Here is a 23391-nt window from a genome sequence, read left to right as displayed (position 1 = left end):
ATCAGCATCATGACCGTCACCACCGAAGCCGCGGCGTTCACCGACCGCAACGGAGTGCCGCACGCCCTTCCCGATGCCGCCGCCGATGCGCAGGTGCGCGCCGACGACCGCGCGCACGTGTTCCACTCCTGGAGCGCGCAGGCGCTCATCGACCCGGTGCCCGTCGCCGCCGGCGAGGGATCCACGTTCTGGGACTACCAGGGCAACGCCTACCTCGACTTCTCCAGCCAGCTGGTGAACCTCAACCTGGGCCACCAGCACCCCGACCTCGTCGCGGCGATCCAGCAGCAGGCCGGCCGGCTCGCCACGATCCAGCCGTCGATGGCGAACGACGTGCGCGGCGAGCTCGCCCGGCTGATCGCCGAGGTCGCCCCCGAGGGCATGAACAAGGTGTTCTTCACCAACGGCGGCGCCGACGCCAATGAGAACGCCGTCCGCATGGCGCGCGCGTTCACGGGACGCCGCAAGGTGCTGTCGATGTACCGCAGCTACCACGGCTCCACGGCCACGGCGATCTCGCTCACGGGCGACCCGCGGCGCTGGGCGAACGACGGGATCGACAACGGCACGGTGCGCTTCTTCGGGCCGTACCTGTACCGGTCGGCGTTCCACGCATCGACGCTCGCCGAGGAGTCTCAGCGCGCGCTCGAGCACCTCGGGCAGACCATCCAGCTCGAGGGCCCGGGGACCATCGCGGCGATCATCATCGAGACCGTCGTCGGCACCAACGGCGTGCTCGTGCCGCCGCCGGGCTACCTGCAGGGCGTGCGTGAGCTGTGCGACCGCTACGGCATCGTCTACATCGCCGACGAGGTGATGGTCGGATTCGGGCGCCTGGGGGAGTGGTTCGGCATCGACGCGTTCGACGCGCAGCCCGACCTCATCACCTTCGCCAAGGGCGTGAACTCGGGCTACGTGCCGCTCGGCGGCGTCGTCATCTCCGACCGCATCGCGGCGGCGTTCGACACGGTGCCGTTCGCCGGCGGCCTCACCTACTCGGGTCACCCGCTCGCGTGCGCCGCCGGCGTCGCGACCTTCGAGGTGTTCCGTCGCGACGGCATTCTGGAGCGGGTGCGCGACCTCGGCGCCCGCATCGTGGAGCCGACGCTGCGCGCCTGGGCCGAGAAGCACCCCAGCGTCGGCGAGGTGCGCGGCCAGGGCCTGTTCTGGGCCGTCGAGCTCGTGCGCTCGAAGGAGACCCGCGAGCCCCTGGTGCCGTTCAACGCGGCCGGGGCGGACGCGGCCCCCATGGGCGCGTTCGTCGCCGCGGCGAAGAAGGGCGGCGTCTGGCCGTTCGTGCACTTCAACCGCACCCACATCGCGCCGCCGCTCGTGATCACGGAGGACGAGCTCGTGCGCGGACTCGCCGTGCTCGACGAGGCGCTCGACGTCGCCGACGGCTACACCGTCTGACGGCCTGCGTCTGAACGCCGGATCCCGTCCCGCTCGGGGACGGGATCCGGTGTTCTTGCGTATCCCGGAGCCCGAAAGCGTCGGGTCGACCCGGCTCAGCGGGCGACGGGGATGCCGCTCTCAGCCGGCGACGGGATCCGTGGCGGCAATGCGGTCGACCCGCCAGCCGTCGTCCACACGGTGCACGGTCGACACGGAGAGGTTCTCGGGGCCCGAGGTGAGGTGGGCGAGATCGACGCCGAGCGCGTCGAGCAGGGTGAGGATCGTGATGCCGCTCGTCACGACGAGCACCTCGGATCCGGCCTCCGCCACCTCGTGCAGCGCCTCGGTCGCCCGCCGGGCCACGTCGGCGGGGGACTCGGCGAGCGGATCCACCTCGGCGAGCGTGTCGAGGGTCTCCATGAAGGGGTTGTCGGCCGCCACGTGGTCCGCCATGAACTCGAAGAACGTGGTCGCCCGGGCGGCCTCGAGCTTGCCGAAGCACAGCTCGCGCCAGCGGGGATCGGACTGCGCCTGCAGGTCGGATCCGGCCGCCGCGAGCAGCCGTGTCGCGGTCTCGCGATGGCGGATGCCGTCGCCCGAGAACGCCGCGTCGAACCGGATCCCGGCCTCCGCGAAGTCATGGCCGCGCTCGGTGGCCTGGATGCGTCCGAGCTCGGTGAGCGGCGCGTCGGACCAGCCCTGCATCCGCTCCGCCGCGTTCAGCATGCTCTGCCCGTGCCGCACCACCCAGATCCGCGTCATGCTTTCAGCCTAGGACGGGGGCCGACACCGGTCGCCGGGTGGGGAACCCCGGAACCGCGCGTTCAGGTCGCACTTTCTGCTCTTCCCGGACCCGTTTTGGAGCAGAAAATGCGACCTGAGCGGAAGTGGGGATCCGGAGACGCGGGCAGCCGGCCGGGCGGTCGGCCGGCGCCGCCGGCCGCGGTCAGATCCGGGCGTCCTGCCGGGGGATCCAGACCTGCTTGATGATGATGAGGATCGACGCGGTCACCGGAACGGCGATGAGCGCACCGAGCAGGCCGAGCAGCGTGCCGCCGACCAGGGCGCCGATGACCACGAGCGAACCCGGGATCGAGATCGCCCGGTTCATCACCCGCGGCGTGATGACGTAGGCCTCGATCTGGATGTAGACGAGGTAGATGATCGCGAACACGAGCGCCAGCACGGGGTTCACGAACAGGGCCACCACGGATCCGAGCACGAGGAACAGCAGCGGGCCGACGAGCGGGATCAGCGTGATGAGGAAAGCCAGGGTCGCCATCAGCGGCGGGAAGGGCAGCCCCAGCACGAGGTAGAGCACCAGCACGACCATCGCGTTGATGAACGCGAGGATCACCATGCCCATGACGTATCCGCCGACGGCATCCACGATCTGGGTGCTGATGCGGTCGATGCCCCCGCGGTTGCGGGCCGGCGCGAGCTGGAGGAGGCCGGTCTTCATGGACGGCAGCGTGGCGAGGAAGTACAGCGTCAGCACGATGACGATGAGCACGCCGGACAGCCCGGAGGCGATCGCGCCGCCGACCTGCAGCGCGCCGCCGCCCAGCTGGGTGAGCTGCTGGGGGTCGCTGAGGAACTTCTGCGCCTGCGACTGCAGCTGGGAGATGAGGTCGTGCAGCCCCGCGCCGAACTGCTTCTCCATGAAGTGGTACAGGTCGGTGCGGGTGAAGGCGGCGATGGTCTCCGGGAACGAGGTCGCGAACTGCGCGATCTGCTTCACGACGATGGGCACGATCGACCACACGATGAGACCGAGGACGACCGCGAAGGCGAGGATCACGATCACCACGGCGAGGGCCCGCTTCATCCTGTGGCGCTCCAGCCACTGCACGGCGGGCTCGAGCCCGAGCGCGGCGAACAGGGCGAACGCGATGTAGATGAGCACCTCGGACAGGCTGCGCAGCGCCAGGCCCAGGAGGATCGCGGAGAGACCGCCGAGGGTGACCAGGAAGCCGAAGACGAACGGACGGTCGATCCGGGTCCAGATGGAGGCGGTGGGGGCAGCTGCCTCGACGACGCGGGGCGGCTGTTCGGCGGGCTGCGTCGCGGCGTGCCTCTTGAGCCTGTGCCGCCGCTTGCCGTTCTCGGGGGCGCTGTTCCTGCGTCGGGAGTTGTCGGCCGTCATGACTTCACTGTAGGTGACCGGATCCGCCTGGCCCGGGAACGAGGGAGAGGGCGCGAGCGGTGTTCTGCGGGGCCGGGGAGCAGATCGCCCTCGGACGGATGCCCAGGCCGCGAGCCGGCGCTATCGTCGGAGGGTCGCGAATTCCCCGACAGCACGTCCGCCGCCCGGTGAGGAGCCCTCATGACCGCCACCGATCCCCGCACCGAACTGCTGAGACTGCGCGCCAGCATCGACAACATCGATGCCGCCCTGATCTTCATGCTCGCCGAGCGGTTCCGCTGCACGCAGCAGGTCGGCGTGCTCAAGGCCGAGCATCAGATGCCGGCGTCGGATCCGAACCGCGAGGAGCAGCAGGTCGCACGGCTGCGCGCGCTCGCCGAGGAGGCGCACCTGGATCCGGAGTTCGCCGAGAAGTGGTTCAACTTCGTCGTCGCCGAGGTGATCCGCCACCACACCGAGGCCGCAGAGTCGCGCTGACTCCCGAAGGTCGTCGTCGCCGGTCCGCTCCTCTGCTCGTGCTCGAGGCGTTTGCTCGGGGGCGGGCCGGGACTGGGGCCGGGGCGTGGGACACGGCTACGGCCGGGGCGTGGCGGTGGTGCGCCGCGCGGGAGACATCGGTGCCACGCGCGACAGCCGGGCCGCCTCCGCCGCTCAGCGGCGCCTTCGGCGCGCCCGCCGTGAAGCCTCGGTGTGCGCGCGGTGAAGCCTCCGCCGTGCCCGCTGAGAAGAACGCGCAAAATTGGAGTGACGGAAAGTGATTGTTTTATCGTAAGATCAAGCAAGGTCGCGCACGCTGCGTCGGCCGGAACTGCCGAGGAGGACGCATGACCGACCCGAACGAGAAGCTCGCCCCCGGCGCCCACATGCGCGCCGAGCTCGAGTCTCAGCCCGAGACGTGGGAGCGCGCCGCCGGCATGACCGCCGAGCAGGCGCTGCTGCCGGAGAAGGGCGAGCGAGTGGCGGTGATCGGCTGCGGCACCTCCTGGTTCATGGCGCAGTCGTACGCCGCGCTGCGCGAGCGCGCCGGCTTCGGCATCACCGACGCCTACGCGGCCAGCGAGGCGTTCCTGGACCGCGACTACGACGCCGTGGTGGCGCTCACCCGGTCCGGCACGACGACCGAGGTGCTCGAGCTCGTCGACCAGGTGAAGGGATCCGGATCCGCGCCGCGCGTCGTCGGCGTGATCGGCGACGAGACCTCGCCGCTCGTGAGCATGGTCGATGACGCGATCGTGCTGCCCTTCGCCGACGAGCGCTCCGTGGTGCAGACGCGGTTCGCCACGACCGCGCTCGCCCTGTTCCGCGCGTCGCTCGGGGAGGACCTCACCGGCGCGATCGCGGACGCCCGCACTGCCCTCGCCGACGTCGACCCGACGCTCGCGAGCGCCGAGCAGTACACCTTCCTCGGCCGGGGCTGGACCATCGGCCTGGCGCACGAGGCCGCCCTGAAGATGCGCGAGTCCTCCCAGTCGTGGACCGAGTCGTACCCGTCGATGGACTACCGCCACGGTCCGATCGCCATCGCGGCGCCCGGCCGCATCACCTGGCAGTTCGGCGCGGCTCCCGAGGGGCTGGACGCCCAGGTCGCCGCCACCGGCGGACGCTGGGTGCAGCACCCCATCGACCCGCTGGCCGATCTGGCCCGGCTGCACCGGGTGGCGCTCGACCGCTCCCTCGCGGCGGGTCTGAACCCCGACGAGCCGCGCAACCTCACCCGCTCCGTCATCCTCGAGGACTGAGGGGAACCGCCATGCCCGCAGCGGATCCGCTCGCGCAGCCGGCGGAGCTCGGCGCCGGCGCCCCGGTGCTGGCCTTCGACGTGGGCGGCACGGACATCAAGTCGGCCCTGTTCGACGCCGACGGCGTGATGCTCGGCCTGCGTCGGACCCCGACGCCGGAACCCGGATCCGACCTTCCCGAGCGGCTGGTCGCGCGACTGGTCGAGCTGGGGACGGAGCTGCGCGCGGAGCACCCCGGGGTGGATCCGGTGGCGGTGGGGCTGGTCGTGCCCGGCATCGTCGACGAGGTCGCCGGAGTCGGCGTCTTCGCGAGCAACATGGGCTGGCGGAATGCCCCGATCCGCGCCCTCGCCGAGGAGGCGTTCGGGCTGCCGGTCGCCTTCGACCACGACGTGCGCACCGGCGGCTGGGCCGAGCACGTGCTCGGCGGCGGCCGGCCGTACACCGATTCGATCGTGCTCATCATCGGCACCGGGATCGCCGGCGCCCTGGTGCTGGGCGGAGTGCCGTTCACCTCGGGCGGCTACGCCGGCGAGGTCGGGCACTCGCCGGTCGCGGACGAGCCGCTGTGCCCGTGCGGCGCCCGCGGCTGCCTCGAGGCGATCGCGTCCGCCGGGGCGATCGCGCGGCGCTACACCGCTCGCACCGGGATCGCGGTGGACGGAGCGAAGGAGGTCATCGCGCGCGCCGGTGCGGGCGACGAGGACGCCGCCGCCGTCTGGGACGAGGCGCTTGACGCGCTCGCCCTGTCGATCGCGCAGCTCACCGCCGTGATCGCGCCCCAGGCCGTGGTGATCGGCGGCGGACTGTCGCGTGCCGGCGGCGCTCTCTTCGACGAGCTGCGCGCACGCCTGCAGGCGCGGCTGAGCTTCCACCGCATCCCGGATCTGGTGCCCGCGCAGCTGCTCGGCAACGCGGGGATCCTGGGTGCGGCGCTGCGGGCGAGGAGCCTTCGATGATCGTCACCGTCACCCCGAACCCGGCGCTCGATCTCACCTGGCACGTCGACCGGATCGTGCCCGGGGGCACGCATCGCGCCGACACCGGCGTCGCCCGGGCGGGCGGCAAGGGGCTGAACGTCGCCCGGGTCGCCCATGCGCAGGGCGCCGCCGTGCGCGCCCTGGCCACCGCCGGCGGACCGACCGGGGCCGAGTTCGCGGCGGAGCTGGCCGCATCCGGCGTGCCGCACGAGCTCGTCGCCGTGCAGGGCGCGACCCGCCGCAGCATCGCGCTGGTCGACGCGCACCTCGGCGACACCACGATCGTGAACGAGCGTGGCGTGAACCCCGCTCCCGTCGAGTGGGAGGCGCTGAAGGACGCGGTGCGCCGGGCGCTCGCGGAGGGCGGGGAGCCCAGGCGCCGGGCGGAGAACAGCGATGCCCCTTCGCGCGCGGCAGCCGCACGCAGTCCCCGCGTGCGCAAGCCGGTGCTGGTGCTCTCCGGATCCCTGCCCCCGGGGGCGCCCGACGACCTGCTGCCCGGGCTGATCCGCCTGGGTCGCGACGCCGGGGCAACGGTGATCGCCGACACCTCCGGGCCCGCGCTCCTGGCCGCCGCCGACGCGGGCGCGACCGTGCTCAAGCCCAACGCCGCAGAGCTCGCCGAGGCGACCGGCATCGCCGACCCCATCGAGGGGGCGTGCGAACTGCTGCACCGCGGCGCGTCGCTGATCCTGCTCTCCCGCGGCGCCGACGGGATGCTCGCCGTCACCTCCGAAGAGATCGTGCGCGCCCGCCTCGCGGAACCCCTGGCGGGCAACCCGACCGGCGCGGGCGATGCGGCCGTCGCCGCGTGCGCCGTGCTGCTCGCGCGGGGTGTCAAGGATCCGACCGCCCTGCTGCGCCGGGCGACGGCGTGGTCGGCGGCCGCCGTGCGCATGCCGGTGGCCGGCGAGATCCACGCGTCCTGGTCGGAGCTGGAATCTGCTTTGATCGTTGACAGCCCGTCGTTGACGGCGCTGCGCCGGCCGTCTGCCGAAAGGACCACCCGATGACCCTCGTCTCCGCGCGCGATCTCGTGCATGATGCGGCCCGCCGCGGCACAGGCGTCGGCGCGTTCAACGTGATCCATCTGGAGACGGCCGAGGCGCTCGTGGCCGCGTCCGCCCGGGCGGAGCTGCCCGTGATCCTGCAGATCTCGCAGAACTGCGCCGACTACCACGGCGGCCTCGAGCCGATCGCTCTCGCCACGCTCGCGGTCGCCCGCAGAGCCGCGACCCCCGTCGCGGTGCATCTCGACCACGCCGAGCGGACCGACCTCGTCGACGAGGCCATCGCGCTCGGATTCGGATCCGTCATGTTCGACGGCGGCAAACTCGACTACGCCGAGAACGTGGCGCTCACGGCGCAGGTCGTCGAGCGCGCTCACGCCGCAGACGTGTACGTCGAGGGCGAGCTGGGCGAGGTCGGCGGCAAGGACGGCGCGCACGCGCCCGGCGTCCGCACCGACCCGCAGGAGGCCAAGGCGTTCGTCGCGGAGACGGGCGTCGACGCGCTCGCCGTGGCGGTCGGCTCCTCGCACGCGATGACCGACCGCACCGCGGCGCTCGACGTCGACCTCATCGCGCGGCTGCGCGCGGCGCTGCGAGGGGCGGGCGAGGACGGCGCCGACGTGCCGCTCGTCCTGCACGGGTCGAGCGGGGTGCCCGACGACGCGATCGTCGCGGCGGTGCGCGCGGGCATGACGAAGATCAACGTGTCCACGCACCTGAACGGTTTCTTCACCCGCGCCGTCCGGGAGCGGCTGGAGGAGGACCAGCGGCTCGTGGACTCCCGCAAGTACCTGGCCCCCGCGCGGGACGCCGTCGCCGGCGAGGCCGCACGGCTGCTGCGTCTGTTCGCCGGGGCGGAGGCGTGACGATGATGACCGCGACAGGGATCCGCGCATGAACCGCGCCAACCGCCTCACCGCGATCCTCGACCTGCTCGCCGCCCGCGGCGACGTCTCCGTCGAGGAGCTCGTGGAGCGCTTCGACGCGTCCGCCGCAACGATCCGCCGCGACCTGGACAGCCTCTCCGAGCGGCGCCTGCTCACCCGCACCCACGGCGGGGCGGTGGCGCAGTCCGTCGCCTACGAGCTGCCCATCCGGTACAAGAGCCATCAGCGCACGTCGCAGAAGGAGCGCATCGCCCAGGCGGCGTCCGCGCTCGTGGCGCCAGGTTCCGTGGTCGGGCTCTCCGGCGGCACCACGACGACCGCCATCGCGACGGCCCTCGCCGCCCGCGAGGACCTCGCCGAGCACGGCCTGACCGTCGTCACCAACGCGGTGAACATCGCCGCGCAGCTCGCCACCCGCCCCGACATCAAGGTCGTCGTCACCGGCGGCGTGATCCACTCCCGCAGCTACGAGCTCGTCGGCCCGTTCGTGGAGCAGCTGCTCTCCGGCATCACACTCGACATCGCGTTCATCGGCGTGAACGCGATGTCGGTCGACGGCATGGCGAGCACTCACGACGAGCGCGAGGCGGCCGTGAACCGGATGATGGCGACCCGCGCCCGCCGGGCGGTGATCGTCGCGGATTCGTCGAAGGTCGGCGCGACGGCCTTCGCGGCCGTGGGTGGATCCGAGCTGTTCCCCACGCTGCTCACCGACGACGGCCTCGCGCCGGACGATCGGAACGCCCTGCGCGAGGCCGGATACGACGTGGTGCTGGCCGACTGAGCCCGCCGCCGGAGGTGCGTCAGGCGTTCCCGTGCGGATCGAGGCGGTTCACCGTGGCGACCGTCTCGGCGTAGTCGCCGCGCACCTCGCCGAACCGGAGCAGCTTCACGTTCTCCACGAGGATCTCGTGCGCGTCGGGCTGCGCCTCGATGAGGGCCATGGTCTCATCGACGAAGGCGTCGAGCGGCATCGCGAACGGGCTCTCGCTCTGGCCGGGCAGGAGCTCGGTGGCGACCGCAGGCGGGACGAGCTCGAGCACCGAGACGGAGGTGCCGGCGAACTGCAGGCGGATCGACTCCGACAGCATGTGGATCGCTGCCTTGGTCGCGTTGTAGGTCGGCGTCACGCGCAGTGGCGTGTGCGCGAGACCGCTCGAGACCGTGACGATCGTCGCGTCGGGCCGGCTCTGCAGATGGGCGGTGAACGCGGCGATGAGCCGGATCGGGCCGAGCAGATTGGTCGTGACGATCTCCTCCGCATCGGCGAGGAAGCCGTCGGAGCGCCAATCCTCCACGCGCATGATCCCGGCCATCGCGATCAGCACGTTCAGATCGGGATGCTCGGCGAGCACCTGCGTCGCGGCCGCGCGGATGCTCTCGGGGTCGGCGGTGTCGATGCGCACGGTGGCGAAGCCGTGCTCTGTGGCGAGCTGCGCGAGCACTTCGGCGCGGCGCCCGCCGATCACGACGGTGTTGCCGGCTGCCTGCAGGCGGAGGGCGAGAGCGAGTCCGATGCCGCTCGTCGCGCCGGGGATGAAGACGGTGTTTCCGGAGATGTTCATGACCTCAGACTCCGCGGGATCCGGCGCGGGCATAAGAGACCCCGTGATCGGGGGATCGGCAGTCCCTGGCTGCGTGCCCGGCGCCACCCGAGAATGGATCCATGGACCGCATCGCACTCGCCGAATTCCTGAGGCGCCGCCGGGAGGCCCTGCGCCCGGGCGACGTCGGCCTGAGCGTGGGCGCACGACGCCGCGCCCCGGGCCTACGGCGCGAGGAGGTTGCGCAGCTCACCGGCATGTCCGTCGACTATTACACCCGGCTCGAGCAGCGGCGCGGACCGCAGCCCAGCGAGCAGATGCTCGCCGCTCTCGCCCGGGCCCTGCGCCTGACCGCCGATGAGCGCGACTATCTCTTCCGCACCGCGGGCCACTCGGCTCCGGACCGCCACAGCGCCCTGCCGCATGTCGCTCCGGCTCTGCTGCGGGTGCTCGACCGCCTCGACGACACTCCGGCCCTGATCCTGTCGAACCTGGGCGAGACGCTCGTGGCGAACCGGATGGCGCAGGCCCTGCTCGGCGACCCGTCGGAGCGCACGGGCCTTGCCCGCAGCGACGTCTACCGCTGGTTCACGGATCCGGCATCGCGGGCGGTCTACCCCGAGGAGGACCACGCGCGGCACGCACGCGCCCAGGTCGCCGGCCTGCGTGCGGCTTACGGCGTGATGGGCGCCCGATCGCGGGCGGGCGAGCTCGTGCGCGCGCTGCAGGCGCAGAGCCCGGAGTTCGCGGAGCTGTGGGATCGGCACGAGGTCGCCACGCGGTTCGAGGACCACAAGACGCTCGTGCACCCCGAGATCGGCCCGATCGAGCTGGACTGCCAGGCGCTGTTCACCGAGGACCAGTCGCAGGCGCTGCTCGTGCTGACCGCCCCCGAGGGCACCGAAGGGTGGCAGAAGCTGCAGCTGCTCGCGGTGATCGGCGCGCAGCGCTTCGACGCCGCCGGCCGGTCCTGAATCGCCGAGCGGTTCTGGCGGTCCTGACCGGAGCGGGCCGCTGACGCCCTGATGCCGCGTCAGGCCAGCGGGAAGGTCGCCTCGACGCGCAGGCCGCCCTCGCGGCGGGCGGTGAGCACGAGCGAGCCTCCGAGCACCTCGACGATCGAGCCGGCGATGGCCAGTCCCAGACCGGATCCGGCATGCCCGCCGTCGCGCACGCGGCCGCCCCCGCGCTGGAACGGCTCGACCAGCGTCGCGACGCGCGCCGGATCCAGCACCTCCCCGGTGTTCTCCACGACGAGAGCGCCATGGCCGCCGAGGCGGACCGTGCGCACGGTCGCCGATCCGCCCGACGGCAGGTTGTGCACCAGCGCGTTCTGCACGAGGTTGAGCGCGAGCTGATCGAGCAGCGCCGCATCCCCGCGGACGAAGACCGGATCGCCGACGGCGTCGAGCCGCACGTCGTGCGCGGCCGCGACCTCGTGCAGCAGCTCCACTGCGCCCTCCGCCGCGAGCGAGAGGTCGACCTCGGCGCGCTCGGGCGGGCGCGCATCCAGGCGGGCGAGCAGCAGCAGCGCCTCGGTGAGTGCGATCGCGCGCTCGTTCGCCGCGCGCAGCCGCTCCAGCAGCTGCGGCACGTCGGGATCCGGCTCGGCCTGGGCGACATCGAGCAGCGCGCGGGTGATCGCGAGCGGCGTGCGCAGCTCGTGCGACGCGTTCGCCGCGAATCGGCGTTCGCGCTCCAGGTCGGCCTGGATCCGGTCGAGCATGCCGTCGAACACGTCGGAAAGCCGGCGGAACTCGTCATCGCGCCCGGGCAGCGCGATCCGCGCGGTCAGGTCGCCGTCGCCCACCGCCCGCGCGGTGTCGGCCATGATCGCGAGCGGGCGCAGCACGCGGCCGGCGAGCAGCCAGCCGCCGATCACGCTCAGGCCGATGAGGGCGAGCAGCGCCCAGGTCGCGGCCGGGACGAACGCGCGGATGAGGTCGGAGCGGTTCGGTGCCCAGCTTCCGCCGTCGAACGGGCCCGTGCTGTACACGCTGCCGTCGGGCACGTACCGCAGCAGCCAGAGCGCGACCACCCCCAGCAGCACGGCGCCCGCGATCGCGACCAGCACCACGTAGCTGAGCGTGAGGCGCCAGCGCACCGACAGCCCCGGCGCTCGCGCGACGCGAGGGCCGAACGGTGCGGGCGTCGGGCGGTCAGGCATGCCGGGTGCGCTCCGTCCGGACGGCGTCTCCGGCGCGCGCGGCGCCGGGCCGCGGGTCCGCGTCGCCGTCCACGTCGATCCGGTACCCCACGCCCGGAACGGTGAGGATCACCCACGGCTCGCCGAGCCGCTTGCGCAGCGCCGACACCGTGATGCGGACGGCGTTCGTGAACGGATCCGCATTCTCGTCCCAGGCGCGCTCGAGCAGCTCCTCGGCGCTGATGACGCCGCCGCCGGCCTCGACGAGCACCTGCAGCACGGCGAACTGCTTGCGGGTGAGGGCCACGTAACGCCCGTCGCGGTACACCTCGCGCCGGAAAGGATCGACGGTGATGCCGGCGAGCTCGTGCACCGGCGGGACCGACCGCGGTGCACGCCGGGCCAGCGCGCGGATGCGCAGGATGAGCTCGCGCATCTCGAAGGGCTTGGTGAGGTAGTCGTCGGCGCCGAGCTCGAACCCGGTCGCCTTGTCGTCCAGCCGGTCGGCCGCGGTGAGCATGAGGATCGGCAGGCCGGATCCGGACGCGACGATCGCGCGGGCGATGTCGTCCCCGCTCGGGCCCGGGATGTCGCGGTCGAGCACGGCCACGTCGTAGGAGTTCAGGTCGAGCAGCTCGAGCGCCGTGTCGCCGTCGCCGGCGGTGTCCGCCGCGATCGCCGCGAGGCGCAGTCCGTCACGGACCGCGCCGGCCAGGGCGGGTTCGTCCTCCACGATCAGCACGCGCATGCCAGAAAGCCTAGGCACCCGGATGTATCGGGAGCGTATGCGAAAGCGCTTACGGCCCGGCAACGTGCGCCCGGATGCGCTGGACGCATGGACACCACCACGAGACCGAGCACCTCGCTGCGCCCCGGCATCGCACCGGAATGGATCCTGGATCCGGGTGGACCCGCGGATGGGCAGTGCCGCGCCGGCGACCGGCGAGCCCGTTCACGGCGACCTCTGTTCCGCCTGCTGGTGACGCTGCTCGTCGTCGGGACGATCGGGGCAGGCACGGCTGCGGCCGTCGTCACCGCGGCGGTCGCGTCGCGACCGGATTACCCGGGTGGCGTCGCCGTGGCGGGAGACGATGAGGGATCCGCGGCTGCGCGCGGCGGGGGACGGCCGACCGCCGAGGACGGCTTCATCGCCGACGGCGACTCGGTCGCCGTCTCGGACATGTCGGCGCCTGCCGTCGCGAGGCTGGATCCGGCCCTGCGCGAGGCGCTGCAGCGGGCGCACGACACGGCAGAGGAGGACGGCATCGACCTGCGGGTCGGCAGCGGCTGGCGGTCGAAGGCCTATCAGTCGTGGCTGCTGCGCGAGGCGGTGCGCACCTACGGCTCCGCCGAGGAGGCCGCACGCTGGGTCGGCACTCCGGAGACCTCGCAGCACGTGAAGGGCGAGGCGGTCGACATCGCGCCCTACGCGGCCGCGGACTGGCTGCACCGCCACGGTGCCGAGTTCGGGCTGTGCCGCACATACGACAACGAGCCGTGGCACTTCGAGCTGAGCCCGTCGGCGGTCGAGGCCGGGTGTCCGGCGATGTTCCGCGACCCCACCGAGGATCCGCGGATGCAGGGGTGAGCCGGGTCGCCGCCCACGGGCGGAGTCGTGGCGGCGACCTGCGTGTCGGGGTCGGCTGAAGGAGCCGGGACGATGCCTACTTGTAGAAGCCGTCGCGCAGGTTGATGCCGTGCTCCACCCAGGCCTTGAGCGCGGCCAGCATTCCGGTCCAGCCCTCGCAGTTGCCGAAGGCGCTCTTGGCGCCGTCCGCGGTCGCACGCCAGCTCGACTCCGTGATGGTGACGAGGGTGCGCGTGCCGCCGTCGATCGGGGCGAACTCGAACACGGTGCGGGTGGTGCCGGTGTCGTTGCTTCCGGGCGCGGCTGCCCATTCGATCACGATGCGCTCGGGTGCGGCTGCCTCGACGACCTCGACGGGAAAGCGGCCGGGGAAGTCTGCGAAGTCCCATGTCACCTCGGCGCCCGGCTCGAGGCGGCCGCGCGCACCGCCGGTGGTGAAGTAGCGGGAGAGCTGCTCCGGATCGGCGACGGCCTCGTAGACCTCGGCCGGCGGGCGGGAGACGCGACCCGAGACGGAGAAGGACAGTTCTGTCAGCGGAGCCATGTCCGCAGCGGTTTCGCTCTCAGACATGTTGTAAGATTACAACATGTCATCCGCGGAGGTAACCGGCGACGACGATCTCGTCTTCAAGGCGCTCGCCGCCCCGGTCCGCCGCCGCATGCTCGATGCGCTGCGCGAGGCGCCGCGGACGACCGGCGAGCTGTGCGCCTGCTTCCCCGAGCTCGACCGCACGACGGTGCTCCAGCACCTCCGCGTGCTGGAACGGGCTGAGCTGGTGATCGGCCGCCGCGAGGGACGCGAACGGCACCTCACCCTCGCGCCGCTGCCCATCAAGCGGATCCACGACCGCTGGATCGGAGCGTACGCTGCGGCGGCCGTGCAGCTGCTCGACGACCTCGACCGCGGCTGATCGCCGCGGGTCGGATCCTCAGTGCTGCGCGCCGTCGCCCGGCGCCATCTCGAAGTCGTACCAGGACGGGACGGGGCGATCGGGGAAAGCCTCGTGCCATAGCGCCGACATGCTCAGCTCGCCCTCGCGAAGGTTCGGCACCTCGATGCGCTCCTCGAGGATCCGCCCGGCCGTTTCCCGGTCGCCCACGCCGAGCGCCGCGCGGATCTCTGCCACGCGGAACCGCCCGAGGGCGCGGACCTCGGTGGGCAGGGTCTCCAGCAGCCGGCGCGTCTCCTCCGCGCGACCGTCGGCGAGCAGGGCGTCGGCGAGCTCGAGGGCCAGCGGGGCAAGGCCGGGCACGAGCGCGTGTGCTTCGGTGAGGCGGTTGATCCCCTCCGACTGCGCGGCGGTGCCGCCGGCCGACTGCCGCAGGGCGAGGCCGAGCCCGCGCAGCGCCCACGGGCTGCGCCGGTGCCGCAGCGACGCCTCGTAGTGCGAGATCGCCGTGCCGTGCTCTCCGCGGGCGTGCGCGGCGACCGCGCGGTGGTAGTGCGTGAGCCAGGTGGCGGGCGCCTCGGCGAGCAGATGGTCCCACTCATCGCCGGTGACGTACGAGGCGGGTGCGTCGAGCGGATCCGGTTCGTCGGCGCCGCCATCGTGGCCGCCGCCTCCGGCCGCGCTGCCCGCGGAGCGGTCGGCCGGGGCGTCGAGCAGGCCCGCCCAGTACGCGCCCTCGGCGCCGTCGCGCACGAAGCGCACCCCGTCCGGCACGGCGAACGCGGTGCCCGCGCGGTCGGCGAGCTCCTGCTCCAGCGCACCCCAGGGCGACCCGATCGACAGCAGCGCGTCCGGGGCGATATCGGCGGCGGATGCGAGGCGCGCGACGCCGGCGGATCCCGCCGCGTCGGCGGCCTGAAGCACCCGGCCGCCGACGATCGCAGTGTCATCGCTCCAGGATCCGTCCAGAGCCGGATCCTCGAGCTGCAGCGGCAGGAACGTCTCGGTCCACTCCCACGTCGCGCCACCGGGCATGCGCAGGTGCTCGTACTGCGTGGTGGCGAGCCCCGCCTGGATCTCGAAGTACGCGCCGGTGTCGCCGCCGAGCCAGTCGCACCAGTGCCGCCCGCCCGGGGTGTCGCCCCAGACGAACAGCTTGCGTCCCACGAGCGGCGCCGTCGAGACGTGAGCGAGCCCGGATCCGTCCTCATCGACGGCCGCGATCCACGGACGCGCCGCGGTGCCGGCGGGATCCGGCGACGCCGCGAGGCCGGGTGCGAGGTCGAAGAAGTAGTCCGCGGCGGCGGAGGCCGTCGCCGGGTGGCGGGGATCCCGCTGGTTCAGGTCGACCCGCTCCAGGGTGCCGTCGTAGGCGGTCATGTAGGCGTGCGTCGCCGGGGCGAACACGCGGCTGCCCGGAGTCTGCGCGACCGCGATGTTGGTCCACCAGTACATCCCGGTCTCGCGTTCGCGCGGGTTGCGCACCCGCACCCGCACGTGCAGGGCGGCCTCGTCGAGCGTCGCATCGATCTGCAGGATCAGCCCGCGCACGCGCTCGTACTCCCACAGGCGCAGGATCGGCTCGCCGTCCGATCCCGTGATCTCGGCGGCGTAGAGCGGATCGACCGTGAGCGGCCAGTGCCCGCGCATGCCGATGTTCCACTCGGCGCCGCCGGAGAACCACGCGTCTCGCAGCGCGAGGTTCGCCGGCTGGAAGATGGCGTTGCGGTACACGAGGTCGCGTCCGGTGCGCTTGTCGAAGAGGCGCACGAGCCGCCCGCCGAGATCGAGGGCGAACTCGGCGCGAAGCCGTTCGTTCTCGAGCACGGCGACGCGCAAGGGGGCGGGTGCGCGCCGGCGGTCGTAGCCGTCCTGGATCAGGTAGGGGTGGATCGACGACACCTGCCCGTACCGGATGTTCGCCGCCATCTCGGCGGGCAGCCCGGCCGTCGTGGCCTCATAGGGCGCCTGCGGCATCGTCGCCACGGCGGGAAGGGGATTCGGCGGTCCGACGGGGGCGGTGGGGAGGACGACCTCGGTGACGGTCAACGTTGCGCTCATCGTGCCCCAGTATCCTCGCCTCTGCTGTGCGCCGGGCGTTCCCCGCGCCGTGCATTCCCCGCGCCCTGTTCCTGGGCGCGGAGCGGGCCGCGGCGGGTGCGGTCGCCCGCGTACGCTGGGCGGGTGCCCGAGTTCCCGTACGCGCGCCTGCGCCGGTTCCCCGATGTCGAGGCGCCGAACCTGCAGGCGTGGGACGCGACGGACGAGCTCCTCGTGGCCGCTGCGCTGGCGGACGCGGGCGAGCGCAGGATCGACGGATCCGCCATCGCGGTGATCGGCGACGGGTACGGCGCGCTGACGCTGCCGCTCATCGCCGCGGGCTTCACGGGTGTGCGGGTGCACCAGGACCTGGTCACCGGGCGCCGCGCGCTGGCACGCAATGCGGAGGAGGTGGGACTTGCCGGATTCGCACCGCACGAGCTCGATGCGGGTCTGCTCGACGGCGTCCGCCTCGTGCTGCTTCAGCTGGCGAAGGGGCTCGCCGAGCTCGAGGAGATCTCCGACGCCATCGCGCGCTGGGCGGCACCCGAGGTGGTGCTCCTCGCCGGCGGCCGGGTGAAGCACATGACCCTGGCGCAGAACGAGGTGCTCGGCCGGTGCTTCGAGCGGGTGCAGCCGCAGCGGGCGGAGCGGAAGTCGCGGCTGATCGTGGCGTCGGTCCCGCTGGCGGTGCGGGCGGATCCGCCGTTCCCGGTGTCGTCGACGCACGCCGAGTTCGGTCTCACGTTGTGCGCGCACGGCGGAGCGTTCGCCGGGGACCGTGTGGACATCGGCACACGTGTGCTCCTCGGCGTGATGCGCGAGCGGGCAGCCGAGCTGACGGCGCTCGCCGGGCGCGACGGATTCACGGCCGTCGATCTCGGGTGCGGCACGGGGGCTCTCGCCGCATCCCTGGCTCTCGCCGCTCCCGCAGCGCGCATCATCGCGACCGACCGCTCGGCGGCCGCGGTGCGCTCGGCGCGGGCCACGATGGAGGCGAACGGCGTCGCCGACCGGGTGACCGTGACCCTCGACGATGCCGGATCCGAGATCCCGGACGGATCCGTCGATCTGGTGCTGCTGAATCCCCCGTTCCATCTGGGTGCGAGCGTGCACGAGGGTGCCGGGCGCCGGCTGATCGACGCCGCGGCCCGGATGCTGCGGCCCGGCGGCGAGGTCTGGACGGTGTTCAACTCGCATCTCGATCATCGCCGGGCGCTCGCGGCAGCTGTCGGAGAGACCGAGCAGCTCACGCGCACCCCGAAGTTCACCGTGACGAGGTCGGTCTGGCGCTGAGCAGCCGGATCCAGTCCCTGAGCCTGTCGCAGGTCACCTGGTCCGGTCCCTGAGTCTGTCGATGGGCCCGGACGGTCGGGGACCCGCGCCGTCCAGTCCGGTCCCTGAGCCTGTCGAAGGGCCCGGACGGTCGGGCACCGCGTCGCTCCACCCGTCCGGTCAGGCGATGTGTTCGGTGCGTGCGCGTCCGCCGAGGCGGGGTGCGGATCCGGTGCCGGGTGGCGGGAGGAACCAGACTTTGGCGTGGATGCCGGTCCCGTCGATGCGGATGTCCCAGCCGTTGTCGTGTACCAGGTGGTGGCAGGTTTCGCAGAGCAGGATCCCGTTGGTGAGGTCGGTGGTGCCGTGGTCTCTGGCCCACCAGTCGATGTGGTGGGCTTTGGTCATTCCGGGTGGGAGTCCGCAGAACGCGCACCCGCCGTCGCGTTCGGTGAGCGCGAGGCGTTGCGCGCGGGTGAACAGGCGCCGTTCGCGCCCCCAGTTCAGGATCTCCCCGTCGTCCCCGCACACCCACCGAGTGACGCGGCCTCCGCCGGCCATGCGGCGGACGGTGTCGATGCTGACCGGCTGGGTGATCCCGTCGACGAGTCCGAACCCCGTGCCGGTCTCTAGATCTGCTGCGTTGACCCGGACCACGACGGTCGCGCCGTTCAGGGTGGTGTTGCGCAGGCAGGTGAGCGCGTGCTCCGCGAGGTGCACGAGCGCGTCGGCCTGGATCTGCTGCACGGTCCGCCGGTCCGCGTCCGGTGCGGCCGGGTCCCGTCCCTCGCGTTTCGCGGCGAACTCGGCCGACACGTACCCTTCGATCGCGGTCTTCACCGCCGCACCCCGGGCGGGGTCGAGGGTCGCGTTCAGGTGCAGCATCCCGTCGCGTTCGAACATCGACAGCGACGCCCGCGCCCGCAGTTCCTCTTCACGGGGTGCGACCCCGTCCGGGTCCAGGTGCGCCTCGAGGCGGGTGATCATCCTCCGCACCTCATCCAACGACAGCCCGGGCGCCATAGCGACCAGGAACTCCTCCGCCTCCGCGGCGGCGTCACGGCCGACCTTGACGATCATCCGGTCGAGGAAGGTGACCAACAGGTCCGCCGCGGCCGCGCCGATCCGCCCCTCCGTCAGGGCGGCGCGGACGGCAGGGAACTTTGCCGGCAGCGGCTTGCCGAGCAGGTTCGTGCGCGGCGCGGTCGCCTCCCCGACCTTCACCAGCCGGTGCGCATCCCCGGTCGACGAACCCGTAGTGGTGGCGATCAGGTGCGCCGCGGTCCGGAACCCCTGCTGTTTCGCCAGCGACTCCGGCCCGAGCTCCCGCCGCGACTCCCGGGCGATCCCGGTTGCGACCTCCGCGTGCACCGCATCCAGGGTCCGCCGCACCCGACCGATGGCATCGTTCACCGCGACCAGCTGAGCCCGCGACAAGCCCGCACCCGACCCCGCTCCACCCCACGTCCGCTCGAGGAGCCGGGTGGCTTCCAGAAGCGGGTCGAGGGTGCTGGGCATGCTCCGATCCTACCAAGAATCGAAACTATGTTCTAGAGTTATCCACACCCCTTTTCATCAGGAGACCTGGGAAATCCCTGCAAATCGGACTGCCGGCGCCCGCGAGGTGAGCGGGTCGGCGCGCCGTCACCGGACTTCGACGTCGACGACCCAGCCAGCGCTCCGGGCAACGATCGCGCCGTCCTCGGAATCCGGCCGCGGAGCGGGATCCGCCGCGCCGGAGAAGTCCCGGCCGGCGGCCGTCGGCACGCGCACCTCACGTCGCAGCCGCACGGTTCCGGAGGTGGTGGCCGAGGTGAGCACGTACGGCGGGGCGGGCCCCGCGCCCGCGGAGACGCCGTTGCCGAGATCGAGCCGCTCAGGCTCCGGCCGCGGAGGGCGAGGCACCCGTACCACTCGCTCGTCGACGATCACGGCGTGGATGGCTCGCACCCTGCCCTGGATGGTCTGCGCCGGGCGCTCATCGTCTCCCGCATCGTGGTGTGACTCGACCATGTCGATCGACTCGGCGAACGCCGCTCCGAACCGCTCGACGAACCGGGTGTCGCGCGGCCGACGGCAGGTGAACGAGACCGCATCCCCCACCGCGAACGGCTCGCCGCAGCAGGCCCATTCCCACCCGGAAAGCCACACGCGCACGGTGCTCATCCGCCCACCCTACGCCGTGCCGCACGCGCCGGCAGCCCGGGCGGATTTGCCACCGGATCAGGATCTCGTTACGTTGGAATGCGGGCCGCGAGGCCCCAAGACCAGTCCGCGGCCGCGTCCTTCTTTCGATTCTGCTGTGCACGAAGAGGCGTGGGCGTACGGTCGATGATCTCTGCGCAGGATCCGAAATCCTGCGCCTGCGCCGCCTGCACGGCTTTGTCGAAGCGGCCCTGTGATCGTCACCCGGGCGTGACCGATGCAGGCCTCCCCGCACGGGTGAGGCCGCGGGGGAAACGTGTCCGATACCGCTCTGGAAGCGCGTCATCTGTTCAAGGTGTTCGGGAAGAATCCGAACCAGGCCATCCGCCGTCTGAAGGCCGGCGAAACCCGATCCGATGTGTCCGACGCCGGCACCGCCGCCGTCATCGACGCGAGCTTCACCGTGAAGCGCGGCGAGATCTTCGTGATCATGGGCCTGTCCGGATCCGGCAAGTCCACCATCATCCGCATGCTGAACGGGCTGCATGAGGCGACTGACGGATCCGTCCTCGTCGCCGGCGACCCGATCACCGGCATCCCGGCGTCGCGGCTTCGCGAGATCCGCCGCGACCGCATCTCCATGGTGTTCCAGCACTTCGCCCTGCTGCCGCACCGCACGGTGGCCGCGAACGTGGCCTATCCGCTCGAGCTGAAGGGGATCGGCAAGACCGAGCGCCTGGCACGGGCCGAGGAGATCCTGACCCTCGTGGGCCTGGAAGGGCAGGGGGAGAAGCTGCCGTCCGAGCTGTCCGGAGGCATGCAGCAGCGCGTCGGCATCGCCCGCGCCCTCGCCGCCGACACCGACATCCTGCTCATGGACGAGGCGTTCAGCGCGCTGGACCCGCTGATCCGCCGCGAGATGCAGGAGCAGCTGCTCGACCTGCAGCAGAAGCTGCAGAAGACCATCGTCTTCATCACGCACGACCTCAACGAGGCCATGTTCCTCGGCGATCGCATCGCCGTCATGCGCGACGGCCGCATCGTGCAGATCGGCACGCCCGAGGACATCCTCACCGACCCCGCGAACAGCTACGTCGAGCAGTTCGTGCAGGACGTCGACCGTGCCCGCGTGCTCACCGCCGCCAACGTCATGGAGCGCCCGCGTCCGGTCGTCTCCGAGACCGCCGGTCCGCGCACGGCGCTCAAGCAGATGCGCGACGCCTTCATGTCGGCGACGTACGTCGTCGGCCGCGACCGCAAGCTCATCGGCATCGTCACCGATCGCGACGTGGTGAAGCTGATCCGCCGCGGCGCCACCACGATCACCTCCGCGCTCAAGCCCGCCACGCAGGTCGTGGACGAGGGCGAGGTGCTCATGAACCTCTTCATCCCGGCCGTGGAGTCGCCGCTGCCGCTGGCCGTGGCCGATGCCGAGGGCCGGCTCGTCGGCGTCATCCCGCGCATCACCCTGCTCGCCGCGCTCGGTCCCGGACCCGGCGCCACCGGCGAGATCAACCTGCCGGTGCTGCCGCTGCCGCAGGCCGAGATCGACGCCGTCCTCGACGACGGCTGGACCGCCCCCACAGCCGGCCCTGCAACGGGAACCACCCGCACTGCGCCGGGCTCGTCGACCGAGGAGGTCACCCGATGAACGTCCTTCCCCTCGGATCCTGGGTCGCGGTCGCCGTCGACTGGATCAAGGACAACCTCGACGGCCTGTTGCACGTCATCTCGGTCGCCGTGTCGTTCCTCGTCGACGGGCTGAGCTTCCTCCTGCTGCTGCCGTGGTTCTACGTGGTGATCATCGTCGCCGCGCTCATCGCGTGGCTCGTGCGCTCGTGGCGGCTCGCGATCGGCACCGTGGTCTCGTTCGGGCTGATCGTGGCGATGGGCCTGTGGGTCCCCGCGATGCAGACGCTCGCCCTCGTGCTCGTCGCGGGCGCGATCGCCGTGCTGATCGCGATCCCGCTCGGCATCTGGTCGGCCCGCAACACCACCGTGCGCGCGGTGCTCAAGCCCGTGCTGGACTTCATGCAGACCATGCCGGCCTTCGTCTACCTGATCCCGGCGATCGTCTTCTTCAGCATCGGCGTGGTGCCGGGTCTCGTGGCCACGGTCATCTTCGCCCTGCCTCCGGGCGTCCGCTTCACCGAGCTCGGCATCCGCGGCGTCGACTCCGAGACGGTCGAAGCCGGGCAGTCGTTCGGTGCGACCCCGGCGCAGATCCTGCGCGGGATCCAGCTGCCGCTCGCGATGCCGACGATCCTCGCCGGTGTGAACCAGGTGATCATGCTCGCCCTCTCGATGGCGGTCATCGCCGGCATGGCCGGCGCCGACGGACTCGGCAAGCTCGTGGTCGAGGCGATCTCGACCGTCAACATCGCCAAGGGCGTCGAGGCCGGACTCGGCGTGGTGCTCATCGCGGTGTTCCTCGACCGGGTGACGGCATCGCTGGGCTCGCTCGGCGAGCACCCCGGGTCGCTGCTCGGCATGCTGGCGCGCCGACGCAGCGAGCGACGCCTCGCGGCGACCTCCGCCGTGATCGAGGCGACCCCGGAAGGATCCGTCGAGGAGAAGGAGCTGCAGCATGCGTAAGCGCACGATGTCCACCCTGGTGGCGCTCGGCGTCGCCGCTCTCGTCGCCCTGACCGGCTGCGCGAGCGACGGCGCGGGCGGCACGCTCGAGATGGCAGGCAAGGCTCCCTCGCACGCGACCGGATCCGGCGACAAGGGCACGATCACGATCGGGTTCCTTCCCAGCTGGACCGACGGCCGCAGCACGGCGTACCTCCTGCAGGACCAGCTCGGCAAGCTGGGCTACGACGTGAAGATGCAGACTCTCTCCGACGCCGGCCCGCTGTACGCGGGTCTGTCGCAGGGCGATGTGGACATCTTCCCGTCCGCGTGGCCGGAGCTCACGCAGAAGGCCTACATGGACACCTACCGGGGCTCGATCGACGACCTCGGCACGTACTACGACGACGCGCGCCTCACGATCGCGGTGCCGACCTACTCGGACATCGACTCGATCGACGAGCTCAAGGGCAGGGGCGCGCAGTTCGGCGGCAAGCTCATCGGCATCGAGCCCGGTGCCGGCCTCACCGCGCAGACCCAGAAGATGATGCCGCAGTACGGTCTGGGCGACGAGTACCAGCTCGTCACCTCGTCCACGGCGGCGATGCTCACCGAGCTGAAGTCGGCGACCGACAAGAAGCAGGAGATCGCGGTCACCCTGTGGCGTCCGTTCTGGGCCAACAGCGCCTTCCCCGTGAAGGATCTCAAGGATCCGAAGGGCGCGATGGGCAAGCCGGAGGGGCTGCATTTCCTCGGCGCGAAGGGCTTCGCGAAGGAGCACCCCGACGCCGCGAAGCTGATCTCGAAGATCGTCCTCGACGACGACCAGTACGGCTCGCTCGAGGACACGGTCGTGAACGAGTTCGGCGAGGGCGAGGAGCCTCAGGCGATCGACGCCTGGATCCGGAAGCACGGCGACGAGTTCTCCTGGATCGAGAAGTGATCCACCACGTGCGGCGGGAGCTCAGATCTCAGCGGTGACCAGGGGATCGGGGTCTGCGGTGCGTGACGCCGCCACCGGCCTCGGTGCGT

At 71.9% G+C, this 23391-nt stretch carries 23 protein-coding genes; 14 read left to right on the top strand and 9 right to left on the bottom strand.

Annotated features, from left to right (window positions below):
* The first annotated feature begins 9 nt into the window (after positions 1 to 9).
* Positions 10 to 1413 (top strand): aspartate aminotransferase family protein, encoded by a 1404-nt coding sequence (locus tag AERO9AM_RS04105; protein WP_159575016.1) that lies wholly within the window; start codon positions 10 to 12, stop codon positions 1411 to 1413.
* Between the two features lie 120 nt (positions 1414 to 1533).
* Here the strand turns inward: AERO9AM_RS04105 and AERO9AM_RS04100 are convergent, their stop codons facing one another.
* Positions 1534 to 2157, bottom strand: coding sequence for a histidine phosphatase family protein (locus AERO9AM_RS04100; protein WP_159575015.1), 624 nt, complete (start codon positions 2155 to 2157; stop codon positions 1534 to 1536).
* Positions 2158 to 2341: 184 nt separating this feature from the next.
* Positions 2342 to 3541, bottom strand: coding sequence for an AI-2E family transporter (locus AERO9AM_RS04095; protein WP_159575014.1), 1200 nt, complete (start codon positions 3539 to 3541; stop codon positions 2342 to 2344).
* 180 nt (positions 3542 to 3721) lie between these two features.
* Here AERO9AM_RS04095 and AERO9AM_RS04090 point away from each other — a divergent pair, with 180 nt between their 5' ends.
* From AERO9AM_RS04090 to AERO9AM_RS04065, 6 genes are all read left to right on the top strand, one after another.
* A complete protein-coding gene (locus AERO9AM_RS04090) occupies positions 3722 to 4018 on the top strand; it encodes a chorismate mutase (RefSeq protein WP_159575013.1) in 297 nt (98 codons plus the stop codon).
* Positions 4019 to 4365: 347 nt separating this feature from the next.
* Positions 4366 to 5280: an SIS domain-containing protein gene (locus tag AERO9AM_RS04085; RefSeq protein WP_159575012.1), complete on the top strand. Its 915-nt coding sequence runs from the start codon at positions 4366 to 4368 to the stop codon at positions 5278 to 5280.
* Positions 5281 to 5291: 11 nt separating this feature from the next.
* Positions 5292 to 6239: an ROK family protein gene (locus tag AERO9AM_RS04080; RefSeq protein ID WP_159575011.1), complete on the top strand. Its 948-nt coding sequence runs from the start codon at positions 5292 to 5294 to the stop codon at positions 6237 to 6239.
* Complete coding sequence (locus AERO9AM_RS04075) at positions 6236 to 7273, top strand: 1-phosphofructokinase family hexose kinase (protein WP_159575010.1); 1038 nt, start codon at positions 6236 to 6238, stop codon at positions 7271 to 7273. Before AERO9AM_RS04080 ends, AERO9AM_RS04075 begins: the two co-directional genes overlap by 4 nt.
* On the top strand, positions 7270 to 8136 hold the full coding sequence (locus AERO9AM_RS04070) for a class II fructose-bisphosphate aldolase (protein ID WP_159575009.1): 867 nt from the start codon (positions 7270 to 7272) through the stop codon (positions 8134 to 8136). Before AERO9AM_RS04075 ends, AERO9AM_RS04070 begins: the two co-directional genes overlap by 4 nt.
* A gap of 28 nt (positions 8137 to 8164) precedes the next feature.
* Positions 8165 to 8941 (top strand): DeoR/GlpR family DNA-binding transcription regulator, encoded by a 777-nt coding sequence (locus AERO9AM_RS04065; protein WP_159575008.1) that lies wholly within the window; start codon positions 8165 to 8167, stop codon positions 8939 to 8941.
* Positions 8942 to 8960: 19 nt separating this feature from the next.
* Here AERO9AM_RS04065 and AERO9AM_RS04060 read toward each other — a convergent pair whose 3' ends face one another.
* Positions 8961 to 9722 carry an SDR family oxidoreductase gene (locus AERO9AM_RS04060; protein WP_159575007.1) on the bottom strand — a complete coding sequence of 254 codons (762 nt, stop codon included), beginning with the start codon at positions 9720 to 9722 and terminating at the stop codon, positions 8961 to 8963.
* 101 nt (positions 9723 to 9823) lie between these two features.
* Between AERO9AM_RS04060 and AERO9AM_RS04055 the strand changes: the two genes are divergently transcribed.
* Entirely contained in the window at positions 9824 to 10675 is an 852-nt protein-coding gene (locus tag AERO9AM_RS04055; protein ID WP_159575006.1) for a helix-turn-helix transcriptional regulator, read from the top strand.
* 59 nt (positions 10676 to 10734) lie between these two features.
* Here AERO9AM_RS04055 and AERO9AM_RS04050 read toward each other — a convergent pair whose 3' ends face one another.
* Together AERO9AM_RS04050 and AERO9AM_RS04045 are read right to left on the bottom strand one after the other, a co-directional pair.
* Positions 10735 to 11868, bottom strand: a complete 1134-nt coding sequence (locus tag AERO9AM_RS04050; protein WP_159575005.1) for a sensor histidine kinase — start codon at positions 11866 to 11868, stop codon at positions 10735 to 10737.
* Entirely contained in the window at positions 11861 to 12595 is a 735-nt protein-coding gene (locus AERO9AM_RS04045) for a response regulator transcription factor (protein ID WP_159575004.1), read from the bottom strand. Before AERO9AM_RS04045 ends, AERO9AM_RS04050 begins: the two co-directional genes overlap by 8 nt.
* Positions 12596 to 12682: 87 nt before the next feature.
* On the opposite strand from AERO9AM_RS04045, the gene AERO9AM_RS17460 reads away from it, so the two are divergent.
* The gene (locus tag AERO9AM_RS17460) at positions 12683 to 13435 is read left to right on the top strand and encodes a M15 family metallopeptidase (protein ID WP_159575003.1); all 753 of its coding nucleotides are present in this window, start codon (positions 12683 to 12685) and stop codon (positions 13433 to 13435) included.
* 76 nt (positions 13436 to 13511) lie between these two features.
* Here the strand turns inward: AERO9AM_RS17460 and AERO9AM_RS04035 are convergent, their stop codons facing one another.
* Positions 13512 to 14006, bottom strand: coding sequence for an SRPBCC family protein (locus AERO9AM_RS04035; protein WP_236602469.1), 495 nt, complete (start codon positions 14004 to 14006; stop codon positions 13512 to 13514).
* Positions 14007 to 14022: 16 nt separating this feature from the next.
* Between AERO9AM_RS04035 and AERO9AM_RS04030 the strand changes: the two genes are divergently transcribed.
* Positions 14023 to 14346 (top strand): ArsR/SmtB family transcription factor, encoded by a 324-nt coding sequence (locus AERO9AM_RS04030; RefSeq protein WP_159575002.1) that lies wholly within the window; start codon positions 14023 to 14025, stop codon positions 14344 to 14346.
* An 18-nt stretch (positions 14347 to 14364) separates the two neighbouring features.
* Here the strand turns inward: AERO9AM_RS04030 and AERO9AM_RS04025 are convergent, their stop codons facing one another.
* Entirely contained in the window at positions 14365 to 16386 is a 2022-nt protein-coding gene (locus tag AERO9AM_RS04025; RefSeq protein ID WP_159575001.1) for a DUF5107 domain-containing protein, read from the bottom strand.
* Positions 16387 to 16509: 123 nt separating this feature from the next.
* Between AERO9AM_RS04025 and AERO9AM_RS04020 the strand changes: the two genes are divergently transcribed.
* A complete protein-coding gene (locus AERO9AM_RS04020; RefSeq protein WP_159575000.1) occupies positions 16510 to 17661 on the top strand; it encodes a class I SAM-dependent methyltransferase in 1152 nt (383 codons plus the stop codon).
* 159 nt (positions 17662 to 17820) lie between these two features.
* On the opposite strand, the gene AERO9AM_RS04015 is transcribed toward AERO9AM_RS04020, so the two are convergent.
* Both AERO9AM_RS04015 and AERO9AM_RS04010 read right to left on the bottom strand, forming a co-directional pair.
* On the bottom strand, positions 17821 to 19158 hold the full coding sequence (locus AERO9AM_RS04015; RefSeq protein ID WP_159574999.1) for an HNH endonuclease: 1338 nt from the start codon (positions 19156 to 19158) through the stop codon (positions 17821 to 17823).
* A 126-nt stretch (positions 19159 to 19284) separates the two neighbouring features.
* Positions 19285 to 19806, bottom strand: a complete 522-nt coding sequence (locus tag AERO9AM_RS04010) for a DUF6578 domain-containing protein (protein WP_159574998.1) — start codon at positions 19804 to 19806, stop codon at positions 19285 to 19287.
* A 295-nt stretch (positions 19807 to 20101) separates the two neighbouring features.
* Between AERO9AM_RS04010 and AERO9AM_RS04005 the strand changes: the two genes are divergently transcribed.
* The 3 genes from AERO9AM_RS04005 to AERO9AM_RS03995 are packed head-to-tail and all read left to right on the top strand — an operon-like array spanning position 20102 to position 23302.
* Positions 20102 to 21436, top strand: coding sequence for a quaternary amine ABC transporter ATP-binding protein (locus tag AERO9AM_RS04005; protein ID WP_159574997.1), 1335 nt, complete (start codon positions 20102 to 20104; stop codon positions 21434 to 21436).
* Positions 21433 to 22380, top strand: a complete 948-nt coding sequence (locus tag AERO9AM_RS04000) for an ABC transporter permease (protein WP_159574996.1) — start codon at positions 21433 to 21435, stop codon at positions 22378 to 22380. Before AERO9AM_RS04005 ends, AERO9AM_RS04000 begins: the two co-directional genes overlap by 4 nt.
* Positions 22373 to 23302 carry a glycine betaine ABC transporter substrate-binding protein gene (locus AERO9AM_RS03995; protein ID WP_159574995.1) on the top strand — a complete coding sequence of 310 codons (930 nt, stop codon included), beginning with the start codon at positions 22373 to 22375 and terminating at the stop codon, positions 23300 to 23302. Before AERO9AM_RS04000 ends, AERO9AM_RS03995 begins: the two co-directional genes overlap by 8 nt.
* Positions 23303 to 23391: the final 89 nt, after the last annotated feature.

The sequence above is a fragment of the Microbacterium sp. 8M genome (genome assembly GCF_902506375.1).
GTDB lineage: Bacteria > Actinomycetota > Actinomycetes > Actinomycetales > Microbacteriaceae > Microbacterium.
This window is presented reverse-complemented; position numbering and strand designations above follow the sequence as displayed.